This is a genomic window from Solibaculum mannosilyticum, assembly GCF_015140235.1.
GTDB lineage: Bacteria > Bacillota > Clostridia > Oscillospirales > Acutalibacteraceae > Solibaculum > Solibaculum mannosilyticum.
Map to the genome: position 1 here is coordinate 712679 of NZ_AP023321.1, position 18115 is coordinate 730793.

The following is an 18115-nucleotide window of genomic DNA, read 5'->3' on the forward strand; positions in this document are numbered from 1 at the left end:
AAGGGCCGGGATAAAGGCCAGCGGCCGAGGCTCTAAGATATGGGCTCATAGCTCAGGTGGTTAGAGCGCACGCCTGATAAGCGTGAGGTCGGTGGTTCGAGTCCACTTGAGCCCACCACCAACCGAGAGGTTGGACTGTACCTTGAAAACTGAACAAAGGAAACGACACAGAGAAGCAGCAAAGTAATTTTCGTAACGAAAACTACAATGACGCAAAGTCAAGGATGCTCACAGGTCAAGCTACAAAGAGCGCAGGGAGGATGCCTTGGCACCAGGAGCCGAAGAAGGACGCAGCTAACTGCGAAAAGCCTCGGGGAGTCGTAAGCAGACATTGATCCGGGGATATCCGAATGGGGCAACCCGGCTGGGTTCATACCCAGTCACCGTATACTGAATCCATAGGTATACGGAGGGAACCGCCTGAACTGAAACATCTAAGTAGGGCGAGGAAGAGAAATCAACCGAGATTCCGCAAGTAGTGGCGAGCGAACGCGGAAGAGGCCAAACCAGAGGTAGCAATACTTCTGGGGTTTGGACGGCAATATGTATGGTGGAGTCTAGTGGAATGGTCTGGGAAGGCCAACCAGAGAGGGTGAGAGTCCCGTAGACGAAAGACAAAATCAGCTAGCCGTATCCAGAGTACCGCCGGACACGTGAAACCCGGTGGGAAGACGGGGGGACCACCCTCCAAGCCTAAATACTACCTGGTGACCGATAGTGTATAGTACTGTGAAGGAAAGGTGAAAAGCACCCCGGGAGGGGAGTGAAATAGAACCTGAAACCCTGTGCTTACAAGCACTGAGAGCCCGTCAATGGGTGATCAGGTACCTTTTGTAGAATGGTCCGGCGAGTGGGTGTAACTAGCAAGGTTAAGGACTTCAGGTCTGGAGCCGCAGCGAGAGCGAGTCTGAATAGGGCGCATGAAGTTAGTTGCATTCGACCCGAAACCGGGTGACCTACGCATGATCAGGGTGAAGTGGAGGTAAAACTCCATGGAGGCCCGAACGCACGTCCGTTGAAAAGGCCGGCGATGAATTGTGTGTAGCGGAGAAATTCCAATCGAACCCGGAGATAGCTGGTTCTCCTCGAAATAGCTTTAGGGCTAGCCTCATATTGAGATTACTGGAGGTAAAGCACTGAATGGGCTAGGGGCCGAGAGGTTACTGAACCCTATCAAACTAAGAATGCCAGATAATCATATATGGGAGTCAGACAGTGTGAGATAAGTTTCATTGTCAAAAGGGAAAGAGCCCAGACCCACAGCTAAGGTCCCAAAATTGGTTTAAGTGGAAAAGGATGTGGGGTTGCGTAGACAACTAGGATGTTGGCTTAGAAGCAGCCACTCATTAAAAGAGTGCGTAATAGCTCACTAGTCGAGTGACCCTGCGCCGAAAATTTAACGGGGCTAAAATCAATACCGAAGCTTGGGATTGATACATTAGTATCAGTGGTAGAGGAGCGTTGTGTAAGGGGTGAAGTCAGAGCGGAAGCGCTGGTGGACTTTACACAAGAGAGAATGCCGGAATGAGTAGCGAGAAATATGTGAGAATCATATTGGCCGAAAGCCTAAGGTTTCTGGAGGAAGGTTCGTCCGCTCCAGGTTAGCCGGGAGCTAAGGTGAGGCCGAAAGGCGTAGCCGATGCACATACGGTGGATATTCCGTAGCCGCCAAAAGATTTAAGTATGGGGACACTCTTGAAGTTCATGACCCGGGCGATGGTTGCCCCGGGCGTAAGGGACCGAAATTAAGTAGGGAAGCATGGATGGATGGAGGCGAGAAAAGCCATATGGATATCTTAGGCGCCCGTACCGCAAACCGACACAGGTAGGCAGGAAGAGGATTCTAAGGCCAACGGGAGAAAGGTTGTTAAGGAACTCGGCAAATTGACCCCGTAACTTAGGGATAAGGGGTGCCCGTGTAACAGCGGGCCGCAGAGAATAGGCCCAGGCGACTGTTTAGCAAAAACACAGGTCTCTGCCAAATCGAAAGATGAAGTATAGGGGCTGACACCTGCCCGGTGCTGGAAGGTTAAGAGGAGGAGTGCAAGCTCTGAATTGAAGCCCCAGTAAACGGCGGCCGTAACTATAACGGTCCTAAGGTAGCGAAATTCCTTGTCGGGTAAGTTCCGACCCGCACGAATGGTGTAACGATCTGGGCGCTGTCTCAACAACCTGCCCGGCGAAATTGTAGTACCGGTGAAGATGCCGGTTACCTGCGACAAGACGGGAAGACCCCATGGAGCTTCACTGTAGCCTGATATTGGGTTTCGGTATTTTATGTACAGGATAGGCGGGAGGCTTGGAAACCAGGGCGCCAGCTCTGGCGGAGCCAACCTTGGGATACCGCTCTTAAAGTGCTGGAATTCTAACCTGCGGCCGTGAATCCGGCCGGGGGACATTGTCAGGTGGGCAGTTTGACTGGGGCGGTCGCCTCCAAAAGAGTAACGGAGGCGCTCAAAGGTTCGCTCAGCACGGATGGAAACCGTGCCCCTGAGTGTAAACGCATAAGCGAGCCTAACTGCGAGGCTGACGGGCCGAGCAGTAACGAAAGTTGGAGTTAGTGATCCGGCGGTATGTGAGTGGAAATGCCGTCGCTCAACGGATAAAAGCTACCCTGGGGATAACAGGCTGATCTCCCCCAAGAGTCCACATCGACGGGGAGGTTTGGCACCTCGATGTCGGCTCATCACATCCTGGGGCTGAATTCGGTCCCAAGGGTTCGGCTGTTCGCCGATTAAAGTGGTACGCGAGCTGGGTTCAGAACGTCGTGAGACAGTTCGGTCCCTATCTGTCGTGGGCGCAGGATATTTGAAGAGCTCTGTCCTTAGTACGAGAGGACCGGGATGGACGAACCTCTGGTGCACCAGTTGTCACGCCAGTGGCACAGCTGGGCAGCTATGTTCGGATCGGATAAACGCTGAAAGCATCTAAGCGTGAAGCCGGCTCTAAGATAAGATATCCCACAGCATAAGCTGGTAAGGACCCTTGAAGACTACAAGGTTGATAGGCTGCATGTGTAAGCGTGGTAACACGTTCAGCTTGGCAGTACTAATCGTCCGAGGGCTTGACCTACCAAATGCACCCTTGATCTCCTCTCTGTTTCCCCCCTTTGTTCAGTTTTTAGGGTATAGTTACGCACCATTAGCTCAGTTGGTAGAGCACCTGACTCTTAATCAGGGTGTCCCGGGTTCGAGTCCCTGATGGTGCACCAAGAGTGGTAAGAGGTCAGGGAACTGGCCTCTTAACTAACCCGACAGATAAATGTGGCCCGTTGGTCAAGTGGCCTAAGACTCCGGCCTCTCACGCCGGCAACACGAGTTCGAATCTCGTACGGGTCACCATTCTTTTTTAAATCAGCGCAATTAGTTGGTGTATATGACGATGAGGGTCCACCCGTTCCCATCCCGAACACGGTAGTTAAGCTCATCGGTGACGACAATACTTGGCTGGTGACGGCCTGGAAAGATAGTTCTATGCCAACATTTTGCAATAAAAAAGTTCTCAAATCCACGGGTTTGAGAACTTTTTGTATTTTTCTATTTTTTATGTACGCCAATTTCTTTTCCGAGTACAATATCAATGAGGAATGCCATGGAAAAAGCAGCCAAGCCTACAGCAGGTGCAATTTCTAGGCATCCATAATACCATTCATTTAAGGCAAGGTAACAATTAAAAGAGAAGCAGATCCAGTGGAGAATAGCAGCGGACAAATAAAGGATTGGAATGCCATAAATTCCAATCCGAAAGAGAGCTTGTGAAATGGGATTCATCTCTTCAAGCATTTTACTGGCGTCTTGGATGGACTGTCGCACTGGAATCACCTCCTTTTTGTTTGCTTTCTTATATTGTATCATTTTATTTTTGTAAGACAATTGCTCAAATATTGGAAAGTGTGAAGTGGGGCTATTAGAATATGAAAGTAGGAATCTCTACTGCTTGTTTATATCCACAGGAGATTGAATGTTCGTTAGATCATTTATTGCAATTAGGCTTCCGAGATTTTGAGATTTTTGTCAATACGATCTCAGAGATTCGACCATCCTTTATCAACTATATGAGAGATATGGCACAGTCACAGGGAGGAAGAATTCATTCCTTGCATCCTTTTACTTCTGGTTATGAATCAGTAATGTTGTTTTCCACCTATATGCGCCGTTACGAGGATAGTTTAGAATTCTATCGCCGTTATTTTGAGGCGGCTGCTAGGGCAGATGCAAAACTGGTTGTATTGCACGGCGAGAAGACATGGGGAAAGATGCCGAAGCTGCCCATGGAAGAGTACTGTCGAAGGTTTCAGCAGCTCAATGAAATTGGGCAAGAGTATGGAGTGGTTCTGGCGCAGGAAAATGTCAGCGGTTTTCGCAGTCAAGATCCGGAATTCTTAAAGGAAATGCGTCAGATGCTGGGTGACGGAGTAAAGTTCGTTTTGGACATCAAACAGAGTGTTCGAGCAGGTTTTACACCTGATCTGATTTTGGATGCCATGGGTAATAATGTGATTCATATTCATGTCAATGATCACACAGATGTCAGGGATTGTATGTTGCCAGGTCGGGGGAATACCGATTATCAGGCACTCAAAAAGCGTCTGGATCAGATCGGTTATTCCGGCCAATGGATTATTGAGGTTTATCGTAAAGATTTTGATGAGGAAAGAGAACTTCTGGATGCCGCTCAGCATCTAGAGGGTATTTTAAACAGCCATCCATAAAAGAGAGGAGAATTTAAATTATGAAATGTCCCTATTGTGGGTACGAGGAAAGCAAGGTGATTGATTCTAGGCCAACCGATGAAGGGGCTCGGATTCGTCGGCGAAGGGAATGCCTTAAATGCAGCCAACGTTTTACCACGTATGAAGTGGTGGAGACGGTGCCGATTGTGGTGATTAAAAAGGATAAGTCCAGGGAATCCTTTGATCGCAATAAGCTGTTGGCGGGGCTTTTGAAGGCGTGTGAGAAACGTCCTGTTCCAACAGAAATCCTGGAGAAGATTGTGGACGAAATTGAGATTATTCTTCACAACTCCTTGGAAAGAGAAGTGACTTCCATGCGAGTGGGAGAGTTGGCTATGGAACGGCTGAAGGATGTAGATCAAGTGGCCTATGTCCGGTTTGCCTCGGTCTATCGTCAATTTCGGGACATCAATACCTTTATGGATGAGCTGAATAAATTACTGCAAGAGAAAAAGTAATGAAAAGGTGCCTAAGATTTTATCTTGGGCACCTTTTTTGTGATTTCTCAACCTGATATGTGAAAATAATTCACAATTGGGCTGAGAAAAAGACCTAAGCTCATTTTGCTAAGGTCTTTTAAAAGAAATCCGATGTTATTCTACTGTTAATTCGGCAAATTTGGCATCAATTAACTGGGCCAAGTCCAGAGGAGAAACTTCAATTTGAAGCCCTTTTTGTCCTCCGCTGACCAGAATGGTATCAAACATCTGGGCACTTTGATCGATCAAAGTAGGATAAAGCTTTTTCATGCCGATGGGGGAACATCCGCCGCGGATATAGCCTGTAAACTTTAAGATATCCTTGACATGGATCATTTCCACCCGTTTTTCACCTGCTTCACGGGCGGCTTTTTTAAGATCCAATTCTTTGGCAACCGGTACTACGAATACGTAAAGCTGGCTCCCGGAACTAGTCACCAATGTTTTAAATACTTGGTCAGGGTTTTGTCCCGTCTTATGTGCCACTGATACGCCGTCAATTAAGCCGTCGGAGACATCATAAGAATGCTGGGTATAAGGTATTTTAGCCCGATCCAACATACGCATCGCATTCGTTTTTCCTGCCATTGTATCACCGCTTTATTGATTTTTTATAAGAGCCCTGGGAAAACAGAGAATTTGAATTTCTCTAATCCCGCCTTTTATAGGATTATTATACCTCTTTGTCATAGTACTGACAATGAAAATCTATCTCAATTTTTGTCCGATCTGAGAAAAGCAGGAAAGCCCCTTTACAATATTTTTTCAGAAACTTTGCCGAAGAAACGTGGAGTCTTATAGGTTTTCATTGTACAATGGAAAAGAAAAGACGGAGAAACTTCCATCAATCGACAAATCATACATGGTTTGGATAGTAAGATAAAGGATGCCGCTGCCGTCATAGGGGCAGGATAAAATGAGCGTTTGGCGAAAGAAGAGTCTTATATATTGTAGATATTACCCAAACAAAAAGAAAAATATTTTTTAACATTGGAAAGAAAGCACCAAAAAGGCCTTGAAAAACTGCACAAAAGTTGTTATCATAGGAGTAGAATAAATCGTGAAAAAAGGGGGCTTGGAAACGTGGCAGACAAAAAATCAACTCAGAATGATTTCCCGCTCTATCTTTTCCATCAAGGGACCAATTATAAAGCATACGAATACCTAGGTGCTCATATCTATGAGCAAAAAGGAATTTTATGTGCCGTGTTCCGTACCTGGGCACCCAATGCCGAAGCAATTTCGGTTGTGGGCGACTTCAACCAATGGGATACTGCAGCCCATCCAATGGAACGCATCAGCGACCAAGGCGTTTGGGAAGCGGTGGTGGAGGGGGTCAAGACATTTGACTCTTACAAATTTGCTGTGACGCAGCAGGGCGGGAAGGTTGTTTACAAATCCGATCCTTACGGATTCCATACAGAGACCCGTCCGGACAACGCCTCTAAACTATATGATCTCGATACCTATCAGTGGAATGACCAAGCTTGGCAGGACTATAAAGCCCAACAGGTTATTTATGAAAGTCCTGTCAACATCTACGAGGTGCACGCCTCTTCCTGGAGGCAATATGCCGACGGGAACTTCTTCTCTTATGAGAAATTGGCGGACGAGCTGATTCCTTATGTCAAAGAGATGGGGTATACCCACATCGAATTTATGCCTTTGACCGAGTATCCTTTCGATGGGTCGTGGGGCTATCAGGTGACAGGTTATTTTGCCCCTACATCCCGATACGGCCAGCCGACCGATCTTATGAATCTGATCGACCGGTGCCATCAGGAAGGGATCGGCGTCATCATGGACTGGGTGCCGGCCCACTTCCCTCGGGACGAGCATGGCCTGTTCCGCTTCGATGGATCGGCTTGCTATGAATATAAGGATGAACGCAAGGGTGAACACAAAGAATGGGGCACCTGTGTGTTTGACTATGGACGCAATGAGGTGCAGAGTTTCCTCATGTCCAGCGCCCTCTTTTGGGTGGAGAAATACCATGTGGACGGCATTCGTATGGATGCTGTGGCATCTATGTTATATTTGGATTATAATCGCAGAGACGGCGAATGGATTCCTAACAAATACGGCGGCCATGAGAATCTGGAGGCTGTGGATTTCATCCGCAAAGTAAATGAAGCAGTGTTTCAGGAATGTCCCAATACCATGATGATCGCGGAGGAATCCACGGCATGGCCGTTGGTATCCAAGCCGACGTATGTGGGAGGGCTGGGATTCAACTTTAAATGGAACATGGGCTGGATGAACGATATGCTGCGGTATATGTCGCTGGACCCTATTTACCGCCCATACAATCACGATAGCCTGACATTCTCCTTTTTCTACGCCTTCTCAGAGAATTATGTGCTGGCCATCTCCCATGACGAGGTAGTGCATGGGAAATGTTCACTGATCAATAAAATGCCGGGCGAATATTTACAAAAATTTGCCGGTTTACGAGCTTTTTACGCTTATACTATGGCCCATCCAGGCAAGAAACTCATCTTCATGGGGCAGGAATTCGGCCAGATGAAGGAATGGGACTACCAGTCTGAACTGGACTGGAATCTGCTGGATGTAGAGATGCACAAGAAGATGCAGGATTACTGCAAGGCGCTCAATCATTTTTATCTGGAAAATGCTCCCCTGTGGCAGGTGGATTACTCCTGGGAGGGATTCTCCTGGATTGCCCATGACGATTCCGCCAATTCAGTGATCAGCTTCCGCCGCATAGATGACAAAGGGGACGAGCTCATTATCATTTGCAATTTTTCAGGTACACAGTTTGAAAAATATGAGATCGGTGTTCCGGTCAACGGCATTTATCGGGAGGTGTTTAATACCGACGACCCCGCATTCGGGGGATCGGGTTTCGGCAATTCCGGGGATCTTTCTTCCAACATCCGAAAGCCAATGCATGGGTTTGAACAGTCTTTAAGCCTGGCATTGCCGGCCATGTCGGTGCTGTATTTGAAATGTACCCGGGTCCGCAAAAAGCGGGTGAAGAAAACTGATGTGTCGGGATCGACAGGGAAAGAGACAACCAAGACGTCCAAATCAGCCGCCGGCAAAGGAGACGCGTCTTCCAAGCCAGCTGCCAGAAGAAAAACGGCGGCCAAGTCGACCGCCACCACGCGCAAACGCACCAGAAAGGCCGACAATACAAAGGAGGAATGACCACTATGTTTCGCAAGCAGGAATGTATCGCTATGTTATTAGCGGGAGGGCAGGGCAGCCGTTTGGGTGTTTTGACGCGCAATCTGGCGAAACCAGCCGTCCCCTTTGGAGGCAAATATCGTATTATTGATTTTCCTCTTTCCAACTGTGTCAACTCGGGCATTGAGACGGTGGGTGTTCTGACCCAGTATCAGCCGCTGCTGCTCAATGAGTACATCGGCAACGGCCAGCCCTGGGATCTGGACAGCCGCACGGGAGGCGTGCACGTTTTGCCGCCTTATCAGCGCAGCAAGGGCGCTGACTGGTACAAAGGTACCGCCAACGCCATTTATCAGAATATCCCGTTTATTGAGCGGTACGATCCGGATTATGTGGTGGTTTTGTCCGGCGACCACATCTACAAGATGGACTACTCCCAGATGCTCGCCTATCACAAGGAGATGAATGCAGACTGCACCATCGCTGTGATGGAAGTCCCCATGGAAGAGGCTTCCCGTTTCGGCATCCTCAACACCAATGAGGACGGTTCCATCTATGAGTTTGAAGAGAAACCCAAAAAGCCCAAGAGCAATTTGGCGTCCATGGGCATTTATATGTTCAGTTGGAATAAGCTCCGCCGGTTCTTGGAGGAAGATGAGAAAGATCCCAAGTCCTCCAACGACTTTGGCAAGAACGTCCTGCCGGCTATGCTGGCCGACGGGCAACGGATGTTTGCCTGGCGGTTCGATGGGTACTGGAAAGATGTCGGTACCATCGACAGCCTCTGGGAAGCCAATATGGATCTGCTCAATCCCAAGGTGGATCTGGACCTGTCTGATCCCGCATGGAAGATCTACGCACGCAATCCCGAACTGCCGCCTCAATACGTAGGCGCTACAGCGGAGATCGAGAATTCCATGGTCACCGAAGGGGCTATGATCTATGGCAAAATAGATTTTTCCATCTTGTTTTCCGATGTGTACATCGCACCCGGAGCAGTGGTCAGGGATTCCATCATCATGCCGGGAGCTAAGATTATGGAAGATGCAGTGGTGCAATATGCCATCATTGGGGAAGGTGCGGTTATCGGGCAGGGGGCCATAGTAGGCGGACGTCCGGAAGAGAGCACCAACTTGGATGAATGGGGTGTCGCCGTAGTAGGCGAACAGTTGACCGTTGGAGCGGGTGCAGTTGTTCCGCCCAAGGTAATGATTGATCAGGATATCAAGGAGGCGGAAAAATAAGATGAGAGGCAACAATGTTTTAGGTGTTATTTTTTCCAATATGCACGATGACTTTGTCCATGAGCTGACAACCGTGCGCACCTTAGGTTCCATCCCCTTCGGCGGCCGGTATCGTTTGATCGATTTCCCGCTTTCCAATATGGTGAATTCGGGCATCAATAAAGTAGGCGTTGTGACAAAACTCAATTACCAGTCTATGATGGACCATCTTGGTTCGGGTAAAGCATGGGATTTGTCCAGAAAGCACGACGGCCTTTTTATCCTGCCCCCGTTCGGCCAGGGAAATGCTGTATATACCAACCGGATCCAAGCCCTTTCCGGCATTGCCAATTTCCTCAAACATTCCAATGAGGAATACGTAATGATGTCCGACTGCAACTATGTCGTTAATTTTGACATGCAGAAAATGCTGCAGGCCCACATCACCAGTCAGGCCGATATTACCATCGCCTACAAAGATGGTGTACGCCCCACTTCTGCAAAAAATATCACAGTCCTAAATCTGGATGAATACGACCGGATCCGGTCGGTGGATGTGGATCCAGTCGGCACCACAAAGTGCAACTTTGGCCTCAATGTCTATTTGATGCGCAAGGAGTATTTGGAATGGCTGATCTCGGATGCTGTCAGCCGCAATATCCAGGATTTCCTGCGGGATATCATCCAGGCCCGCGTTGCCACCAGCCGTATTTTCGGCTATCATGTGGAGGAATATGTGGGCGCCATCAGTTCCCTGAACGATTATTTCCGGGTCAACATGGATTTGCTCAAACAGGATGTATCCAGCCAGCTGTTTGAACGCAATCGACCGGTGTATACCAAAGTGCGGGACGACATGCCGACTCGGTACGGCATCGGCGCATCGGTGAAGGGTTCCCTCATCGCAGATGGATGTCTCATTGAAGGGGAAGTGGAAAATTCCATTTTATTCCGCGGAGTGCATATCGGCAAAGGGTGTTCGGTGAAGAACTCCATCATTGGGCAGGATACCACTCTGTGCGACGACGCCAAGATATCCTATGTGGTGACCGACAAAAACGTGGTGCTGCAGCCCGGCAGGACCCTGATGGGATATGAAACTTATCCGGTATTTATTGAGAAAAATGCGGTGGTCTAGACACCATATAACTTGACAGATTGAAGAGGCTTTAAAGAATTAGCTCTTCGGGCTGTTTTTTAAGCGGCGGTTCACTTTTGCTGGGCCGCTGTTTGGATTTCTAGGTCTATGGTAAAGGGAGATCCCAAAAATAGACTGAAGATTGTGCGAATAGAAAAGTTCCTCTTCTATAAATTGGATTGGAGGAAGGTAGCATGAAAGTATTGTTTGTAACCAGTGAAGCGCGTCCGTTTGCCGCCACGGGAGGTCTTGGAGATGTAGCGGGCTCTCTGCCGCAGGCCATCCGTTCCCGCCTGGTGGGATGCCGTGTGGTCATGCCTCTTTATGAGGATATCCCACAGGATCTCAAGGATACGATGCGTTTTGTTACCAGTTTATCGGTTCCTGTGTCATGGCGCCGTCAGTACTGCGGCATTTTTGAGGCCAAGTACAATGGAGTAACCTATTATCTGCTGGATAATCAGTATTACTTTAAGCGCCAGGGACTCTATGGCCATTACGACGATGCGGAACGCTTTGCCTTCCTCTCCCGTGCTGCCATAGAGATTATCCCATACATCGATTTTAAACCGGATGTGATCCATTCAAACGATTGGCAGACCGCTTTGCTCCCCGTTTATTATAAGCTGTTTTATCAGGATCGCCCGGGCTTTGAGGATATCAAGACCCTCTTTACCATTCACAACATCCAGTACCAGGGGCAGTACGGCATGGAGATTCTGGAGGATGTATTTGGCTTACCCCAGTATGCGAGAAGCATCGTGGAATTTGACGGGGATGTCAATGAAGTCAAGGGTGCCATCCAGATGGCCGATTGGGTTTCCACCGTCAGCCCGACCTACGCTCAGGAACTTTTAGATCCTTGGTTTTCCCATGGATTAGATCCTGTTTTAAGGGAAAATCAAGGGAAAATGTCCGGCATTCTCAACGGCATTGATACGCAGCTCTACAATCCGGAGAAGGATGACCGGATTTATGCCGCCTATTCCACAGAGGATCTCTCCGGAAAGGCGGAGAATAAAAAATGCCTCCAGGAACGTATGGGCCTCCCGGTCAAACCGGACGTCCCGGTGATGGGCATGGTGACCCGTCTAGTTTCCCACAAGGGGCTGGATCTGGTCAAGTACATTTTAGACGAGTTGCTCAGCACAGAGGATATCCAAATGGTGGTGCTTGGTTCCGGAGACTGGGTATATGAGAACTTCTTCCAGGAGATGCAGGCCAAATATCCCGATAAACTGGCGGTAGTCATTGGGTTTATTCCGGAGCTGTCCCACAAAATCTATGCCGGGTCGGATTTGTTCCTGATGCCTTCCAAGAGCGAACCTTGCGGCCTCTCCCAGATGATCGCTTTGCGCTACGGTTCGATCCCGATTGTCCGAGAGACCGGAGGGCTAAAGGACAGTATTTTTGACAGCGGCGACGGCAAAGGCAATGGATTTACATTCAAAAGCTACAATGCTCACGATATGCTGGCGGCTATCCGCCGGGCTATCGCCGGCTATTATTCCAGCAAAGAGGGATGGGCTACATTAGTAGACCGTGCTATGAAATGCGATAATAGCTGGGGAAAATCGGCGAATGAATACATCCGCCTTTATAAATCCCTTTGTGGGAAATAAAAGACTGAGAACATTGTCCCCCGGATCAGAGATGATCTTGGGGGACTTTTTATGTGACTTTTTGTTTCTTTTATGCAATGTATCAAAGAATCCGATGCACATAATGACAAATCACATAAAAGAAATGAACAAAAAAGAAGAGGGTTATTTTATAAAAATGCTAATTGCATTTTTATGCTAATTTTAATACAATAAAAAGGTAATGATTAGATAAGCTGCACAATGCGAGGACACTCCATGGTTTTTACTTGTATTGCAGCCAGAAACAGGTTCAGAATGAAAGATGAATAGGAGGGAAGAAGTAACCACTGTAAGTGTAAAAAGGAGGAATTATTGTGTTTCAAAAATGGATCAAAAAGTCATTTGCCTTATTGCTCAGCCTGACGTTGGCGCTTTCTATGATAGTTCCGTCGGTGTTTGCAGAGGAAGGGCCTGTCCGCGAGGATGCAGATACACAAAGGTTTGTATCTTTTAACCTGCGATACGATACCACAAGCCATGATTTGATGAAGTTGGATGTGCGCGGCCCGCATCTGCTGGAAGTCATTCAAAAGTATCATCCCGATTCTATCGGGTTCCAGGAAGCCACCGATGATTGGATGAACTATCTGAGAACAGCAATGGATGAAATCGGCTATGCTTATGTGGGCGTGGGACGGGATACTGGTACCGATGATCCAGATCGGTCTTCCACATCCAATGAATTTAACCCGGTGTTCTATCAAAAGGATAAATATGACTTGATGGAGTCGGGGACATTTTGGCTATCGAAGACGCCGGATGAAGTTTCCGGAACAGAATGGGGAGCAGCTTGTCCCCGTATCTGTACCTATGTGGTGCTCAAGGATAAACAGACCGGACAGTACTATGGCCATTTTAACACCCATCTGGACCATGTGGCACTCAGTTCCCAGGCCAATGAGGTGCGTATCATTCTCAACCGTGTGAAAGAGATCTCCGAAAAGTACGATGATATGGGTTGCGTGGTCACCGGCGATTTTAACAGCGTCCGGTTTGACAATACCAATCCTGATTACATTCCTCTGACCTATAACATCATGACCTCCCGGATGGACGATTCCAGAAGCATCGCTGAGAACATCCTTGTGGATGGAGGGACCTTTAATGGATACCAAAAGCCCATAGACTGGGAAAACGGACATCCTTCGGATAACGATAAGCCTGCTGTTGATACGTCGTCATCGCCTATTGATTACCTGTTTTTGACCAAAGGCGTTTTTGACGTCAAGACATATACCGTGATCGACGACACCTTTACCTTCGATTACAACGGTGTGACCTACCACAATCACCCGGTGTCCGACCATTATGGCGTATTCTGCGAAGTGCAGCGCAAGGAACAGCCCGGCGATTCGTCTATGGATGAAAGTGCAATCATCGATTATCCTGCCGAGACTTACGTAGGCGGGCAGGAACTGTCCAAAGAGGATCTGGAAAATATCGTCGGCGCCCTTTCCTTACCCAATGTAGCGGCGGATAGTTCGGTTTCTTCCAACATTCAGTGCGCTTCCAACAAGCCGGTATCCAATGTTTTGGATACTACCAGTACCGCCCAGGTAGGGGACTACGACAGCAACGTCTATTGGGAGATCACATTGGCGCTGCAAAAGCTGACCAATATCCAGGCGGTTACCTATACCACCAGTACCACGACAGCCAATATCCCCAGCAATGTAGAGATTTTAGTTTCCAACGACAACTCCACTTGGAAAAAGGTTGGGGGCACCATTCTGGAAAAAGCCGCATCCAATTCCACTACCTATGTGATTCTGGATGAGCCGGCGGAGGCCCGATATGTTAAAATGGTTATGCCCGATACTTATCACGATACCAGTGTGAAAAACATCTCGATCTACGGCGTAGAGGATAACAAATCCACCATCTCTGCCGACCGTTATACTCCCATCAGCGGTCCCAAGGCCGGGGAAAAAGAGGGCTATGAGATGATGTTTGACGATAATGTGGGAACAAAATTCTATGTAAAAGAAACCAGTTCCATTGTGTTCCGTCTGGATAAGCCGGAGACTGCCCTTGCCTATTCCTTCACCAGCGGGAACGACAATGAGAAGTATCCCGGCCGTTATCCCTCCGACTGGGTCCTGTATGGATCCTCCACCGGCGAGGACGGCAGCTGGCAGATCATTGACCGGCAGTCCGACGCTTCTTTCGCCGATGTAAACTATGCGGAATTTATGTTTGACATTCAGAATCTCACACCTTATCAGTACTATAAAATCGACTTTACCAAACTTCCCAACGGTAATATGCAATTCTCGGAATTTGATCTCTACAAAGAGGGGAATGGGGAAGAAGAGCCTGATGTGGAATTGATCAAAATGGATCAGTCGTCCATGTCACCCATCAGCGGCCCCAAACCAGGGGAAGCGGAAGGCTATGAAAACCTCTTTGATGGGGACGTAAATACAAAACTTTATTATAAGAATTCCCTGCCGGAACCCATCATCTGGAAGACTGATTCGGCAGTAGCGGTGCCTCAGTATTCCTTCACCACAGCAAACGACAGTGCTCAGTTCCCCGGACGTATGCCCAGCAAATGGACGTTATATGGTTCCGCCACTGGTGAGGATGGAAGCTGGCAGATCATCGACGATCAGACCGGTTATCATATGCCGGATGTCAACAGCACGGAATTTACGTTTGAGGTGAAAAATCCTGTGGCATATCAGTATTATAAACTCCAATTTAACGCATTGGGTACCCAGGACCGTCTCCAACTTTCGGAAGTCAGCCTGTATCAGCAGCAGAGCAGGGCCGATTATAGCAAAGTGGATGAGGCACTGAATGCCATTCCGGAGGATTTATCCCCTTATACCAGAGAATCTTTAAAAGTTCTGGCCGATGTGCTGGGTACGGTGGACCGTACAAAGAGTGCTGAGGATCAGAATTTAGTGGATCAAATGGCTGCAGATATCCAAAAAGCGGTGGAGGGTCTGGAAACAGTGGCGGACATCCCAGTGTCGAGTGTCACGATCCAAAATGCCCCTCAGAAAATGAAAGAAGGGGAGAGTGCTGTACTGAGTTGTCAAATTCTCCCCGAAAATGCCAGCAATAAAAATGTAACCTGGTCCAGCAGCGATGAGGACATCTTGACGGTCGGACAGGACGGAACAGTCCAAGCAGTGGGAACCGGTAAGGCTGTTATCACTGTCACAAGCCAGTGGGATCCGTCCATACAGGATTCCTGCGAGATTGAGGTATCCAAAAAAGCGGATATCATCACCGACAAGGAAGGATACGATTCCAATGAAGAGATCACCGTCACTTTTGAGACCGATTTAAATGTGACAGGTATCTCGCTTCGCAATGAGTTGGGACGTTCTCTGGGCTTGATCCGCATACACTCTAGGATCGAAGGAGATCATAAGGTGTGGAGCGTAAAGACATGTATCGCTACCACAGGGAACCGTACCATATCTGTCTTTGCCAAAGCTGACGGACAGTACAGTGAGATTGGCCAGTTTAAAGTAACCATCGGCCAGCCTATGACCGGACCGGCAGAGATTTATCGTGCGGAGATCCAATCCGATACCGCTCAAGTGGGCGAGGATTTTTTGGTCAAGGTGACTACCAATCAGAACGCTACTAAACTTTCGGTTCGAAATGAACGTTGGAAAGCCATCAGCTTTGTGGTAGAAAGCGTGGAGGATGAGGGAGACAATCGCATTTTTACCATCCGTATGAATGTAGGAACAGCGGGACTTCGTTTGTTCTCCTTCATGGCCGCTGGCGATGACAATGTATGGAATGGTGATTCCGTAGAGGACTCCATCCTGATTTCCTGATATTTTTGGGAATCCACGAAAAAACAAAAAAACAGGACGGTACACAATTGTACCGTCCTGTTTTTTTGATCTATTGTAATCTAAAATTGATTTTATAATACAATACATTAAAGAGTACAAAAAATAGGACGATTTATTTGAATAAATTGTCAATTGCATTTCTGTTCTAAAATCACTATAATTATAGATGATGATCGGGGAAATGCACAAGAATCAAGGATTAATTTCCAAGATTTTACCATATTTTATAATTGGGTTACCTTGGCGCCGAGAGTGCCTTAACAATAGGTGTTAAAACAAAAAGGAGGATTTATTATGTTCCAGAAAGCTATTAAGAAGTCCTTTGCGCTTCTGCTGAGTCTTACCTTAGCTCTTACCCTTATGGTACCGGCGGTGTTTGCAGAAGAGAGTCCCTCTGTACAGGGCGATGTCTTGGTGGAAAGCGTCACCATTCAGAATCGCGTTGATCGATTGCTGGAAGGGGAGACCGCTCAGCTCACAAGTGAAGTGCTACCCGAAGACGCTACCAATAAAAATGTAACTTGGTCCAGCAGCGATGAGAGCGTATTGACCGTCAGCCAGGATGGACTTGTCCAAGCAGTTGGCGCTGGTACTGCGACAATCAAAGCAAGTGCCCAGACAGAAGATATGATTTTTGACACTTGCAAGATTAAGGTAGTTGCAAAACCTATCTTTAAGACCGATAAAGATACCTATGAACCCAATGAAACCATTCTTGTTACGGTCCAAACCGATTACAATGTGGCATCGGTTATCCTGAAAGACGAAGCGGGTAACGAAATAAATCGGATCCATGTGCAGTCTTCTATCAATGGAGACTACAAAGAGTGGAACATCAAGGTTAGCATGGCAGAAGCAGGGGATCACACCATTTCGGTATTGGCCAAGACAACAGGGGATTATGAGGAGATTGCCAAGTTGCCTGTGACCATCGCTGGAGATAGCGGGGAATCCTCTGAACCGAATTCTTCTAAGCCGGAATCTTCCTCCACTCCGGAGGCATCTGAGCCGGAATCCTCTACACCGGATGAATCCAATCCCGATTCATCTTCGTCCAGCAGTTCCAGCGGAACGGCTGCAGGAACTACATCGAAACCTTCTAGCAGTTCTTCCTCCCATAGTTCTTCGTCCAAGAACCCTTCCACCGGGGAAAGCACTCCTTTGTTTGCCGTTTTGGGACTGGCTGTTGTGGCTGGCGCTACTATGGTCGTGATTAAGAAACGGGAAGATAAGTAATTTCTTAGCTTATTTTATAGAAGCAACTTCCCCCAAATCAAACCAGGATTCAACCAATTCGGTTGAATCCTGGTTTTTTATTTATAGGATGCAGGAGCAAAAGGGAAGAAGAGGATAAAAGAAAAAACGCATCCACCGAAGTGAATGCGTTTTTATGGAGGCGCCACCCAGAATCGAACTGGGGAATAAAGGTTTTGCAGACCTCTGCCTTACCGCTTGGCTATGGCGCCATAGTCACAAATGGATGCTTAAATGAGAGAATTTAAGCATCCATCCGACCGAACATGGAGCGGATTACGAGGCTCGAACTCGCTACCTCCACCTTGGCAAGGTGGCGCTCTACCAGATGAGCTAAATCCGCAAAAATGGTGCCTCCGGACGGAATCGAACCATCGACACGGGGATTTTCAGTCCCCTGCTCTACCGACTGAGCTACAGAGGCAAATGTGGCGACCCGGAACGGGCTCGAACCGTCGACCTCTAGCGTGACAGGCTAGCGTTCTAACCAGCTGAACTACCGGGCCACATTTGGTGGGAACAACAGGGCTCGAACCTGTGACCCCCTGCTTGTAAGGCAGGTGCTCTCCCAGCTGAGCTATGCTCCCGAACGCGACGTTGATTATTATATATCACTTATTTTCCTTTGTCAACAGTTTCGGCAAAAAAAGTCAGATTTTTTCCCAGAGCTGT

At 47.9% G+C, this 18115-nt stretch carries 10 protein-coding genes, 8 tRNA genes and 2 rRNA genes; 13 read left to right on the forward strand and 7 right to left on the reverse strand.

Translation table 11 applies throughout. From position 1 onward, the window contains the following. Window positions 1–41: 41 nt before the first annotated feature. From C12CBH8_RS03345 to rrf, 5 genes are all read left to right on the forward strand, one after another. Window positions 42–118: transfer RNA gene (locus C12CBH8_RS03345), tRNA-Ile, on the forward strand. 115 nt (window positions 119–233) lie between these two features. Beyond that, window positions 234–3072 (forward strand): 23S ribosomal RNA (locus tag C12CBH8_RS03350). A gap of 63 nt (window positions 3073–3135) precedes the next feature. Then, a tRNA-Lys gene (locus tag C12CBH8_RS03355) sits at window positions 3136–3211 on the forward strand. A 54-nt stretch (window positions 3212–3265) separates the two neighbouring features. Further along, window positions 3266–3341: transfer RNA gene (locus C12CBH8_RS03360), tRNA-Glu, on the forward strand. Window positions 3342–3365: 24 nt separating this feature from the next. Beyond that, window positions 3366–3482 (forward strand): 5S ribosomal RNA (gene rrf / locus C12CBH8_RS03365). Between the two features lie 54 nt (window positions 3483–3536). Here the strand turns inward: rrf and C12CBH8_RS03370 are convergent. Beyond that, window positions 3537–3812, reverse strand: a complete 276-nt coding sequence (locus tag C12CBH8_RS03370; RefSeq protein WP_215533538.1) for a hypothetical protein — start codon at window positions 3810–3812, stop codon at window positions 3537–3539. Between the two features lie 101 nt (window positions 3813–3913). On the opposite strand from C12CBH8_RS03370, the gene C12CBH8_RS03375 reads away from it, so the two are divergent. Both C12CBH8_RS03375 and nrdR read left to right on the forward strand, forming a co-directional pair. Then, window positions 3914–4711: a sugar phosphate isomerase/epimerase family protein gene (locus C12CBH8_RS03375; protein ID WP_099323323.1), complete on the forward strand. Its 798-nt coding sequence runs from the start codon at window positions 3914–3916 to the stop codon at window positions 4709–4711. A gap of 20 nt (window positions 4712–4731) precedes the next feature. Next, window positions 4732–5190 (forward strand): transcriptional regulator NrdR, encoded by a 459-nt coding sequence (gene nrdR, locus C12CBH8_RS03380; protein ID WP_090266796.1) that lies wholly within the window; start codon window positions 4732–4734, stop codon window positions 5188–5190. 135 nt (window positions 5191–5325) lie between these two features. Here nrdR and ybaK read toward each other — a convergent pair whose 3' ends face one another. Further along, complete coding sequence (gene ybaK, locus C12CBH8_RS03385) at window positions 5326–5799, reverse strand: Cys-tRNA(Pro) deacylase (protein ID WP_215533539.1); 474 nt, start codon at window positions 5797–5799, stop codon at window positions 5326–5328. Between the two features lie 495 nt (window positions 5800–6294). On the opposite strand from ybaK, the gene glgB reads away from it, so the two are divergent. From glgB to C12CBH8_RS03415, 6 genes are all read left to right on the forward strand, one after another. Beyond that, window positions 6295–8382 (forward strand): 1,4-alpha-glucan branching protein GlgB, encoded by a 2088-nt coding sequence (gene glgB, locus C12CBH8_RS03390; protein WP_090266791.1) that lies wholly within the window; start codon window positions 6295–6297, stop codon window positions 8380–8382. A 5-nt stretch (window positions 8383–8387) separates the two neighbouring features. Continuing rightward, window positions 8388–9605 carry a glucose-1-phosphate adenylyltransferase gene (locus C12CBH8_RS03395; protein WP_090266788.1) on the forward strand — a complete coding sequence of 406 codons (1218 nt, stop codon included), beginning with the start codon at window positions 8388–8390 and terminating at the stop codon, window positions 9603–9605. 1 nt (window position 9606) lies between these two features. Next, complete coding sequence (gene glgD, locus C12CBH8_RS03400; RefSeq protein ID WP_090266785.1) at window positions 9607–10722, forward strand: glucose-1-phosphate adenylyltransferase subunit GlgD; 1116 nt, start codon at window positions 9607–9609, stop codon at window positions 10720–10722. Between the two features lie 194 nt (window positions 10723–10916). Then, entirely contained in the window at window positions 10917–12344 is a 1428-nt protein-coding gene (gene glgA, locus C12CBH8_RS03405) for a glycogen synthase GlgA (protein ID WP_090266783.1), read from the forward strand. Between the two features lie 335 nt (window positions 12345–12679). Then, complete coding sequence (locus tag C12CBH8_RS03410; protein ID WP_215533540.1) at window positions 12680–16168, forward strand: discoidin domain-containing protein; 3489 nt, start codon at window positions 12680–12682, stop codon at window positions 16166–16168. 315 nt (window positions 16169–16483) lie between these two features. Next, window positions 16484–17425, forward strand: a complete 942-nt coding sequence (locus C12CBH8_RS03415; protein WP_215533780.1) for an Ig-like domain-containing protein — start codon at window positions 16484–16486, stop codon at window positions 17423–17425. 155 nt (window positions 17426–17580) lie between these two features. On the opposite strand, the gene C12CBH8_RS03420 is transcribed toward C12CBH8_RS03415, so the two are convergent. From C12CBH8_RS03420 to C12CBH8_RS03440, 5 genes are all read right to left on the reverse strand, one after another. Then, window positions 17581–17655, reverse strand: a tRNA-Cys gene (locus tag C12CBH8_RS03420). A gap of 55 nt (window positions 17656–17710) precedes the next feature. Then, window positions 17711–17786: transfer RNA gene (locus C12CBH8_RS03425), tRNA-Gly, on the reverse strand. 5 nt (window positions 17787–17791) lie between these two features. Beyond that, window positions 17792–17867: transfer RNA gene (locus C12CBH8_RS03430), tRNA-Phe, on the reverse strand. 5 nt (window positions 17868–17872) lie between these two features. After that, window positions 17873–17949, reverse strand: a tRNA-Asp gene (locus tag C12CBH8_RS03435). A 5-nt stretch (window positions 17950–17954) separates the two neighbouring features. Beyond that, a tRNA-Val gene (locus C12CBH8_RS03440) sits at window positions 17955–18030 on the reverse strand. Window positions 18031–18115 lie beyond the last annotated feature (85 nt).

Coding starts and splice junctions, on each gene's coding strand:
- C12CBH8_RS03375 (WP_099323323.1), top strand. CDS start 3,914: ATGAAAGTAGGAATCTCTACTGCTTGTTTATATCCACAGGAGATTGAA.
- nrdR (WP_090266796.1), top strand. CDS start 4,732: ATGAAATGTCCCTATTGTGGGTACGAGGAAAGCAAGGTGATTGATTCT.
- ybaK (WP_215533539.1), bottom strand. CDS start 5,799: ATGGCAGGAAAAACGAATGCGATGCGTATGTTGGATCGGGCTAAAATA.
- C12CBH8_RS03395 (WP_090266788.1), top strand. CDS start 8,388: ATGTTTCGCAAGCAGGAATGTATCGCTATGTTATTAGCGGGAGGGCAG.
- glgD (WP_090266785.1), top strand. CDS start 9,607: ATGAGAGGCAACAATGTTTTAGGTGTTATTTTTTCCAATATGCACGAT.
- glgA (WP_090266783.1), top strand. CDS start 10,917: ATGAAAGTATTGTTTGTAACCAGTGAAGCGCGTCCGTTTGCCGCCACG.
- C12CBH8_RS03415 (WP_215533780.1), top strand. CDS start 16,484: ATGTTCCAGAAAGCTATTAAGAAGTCCTTTGCGCTTCTGCTGAGTCTT.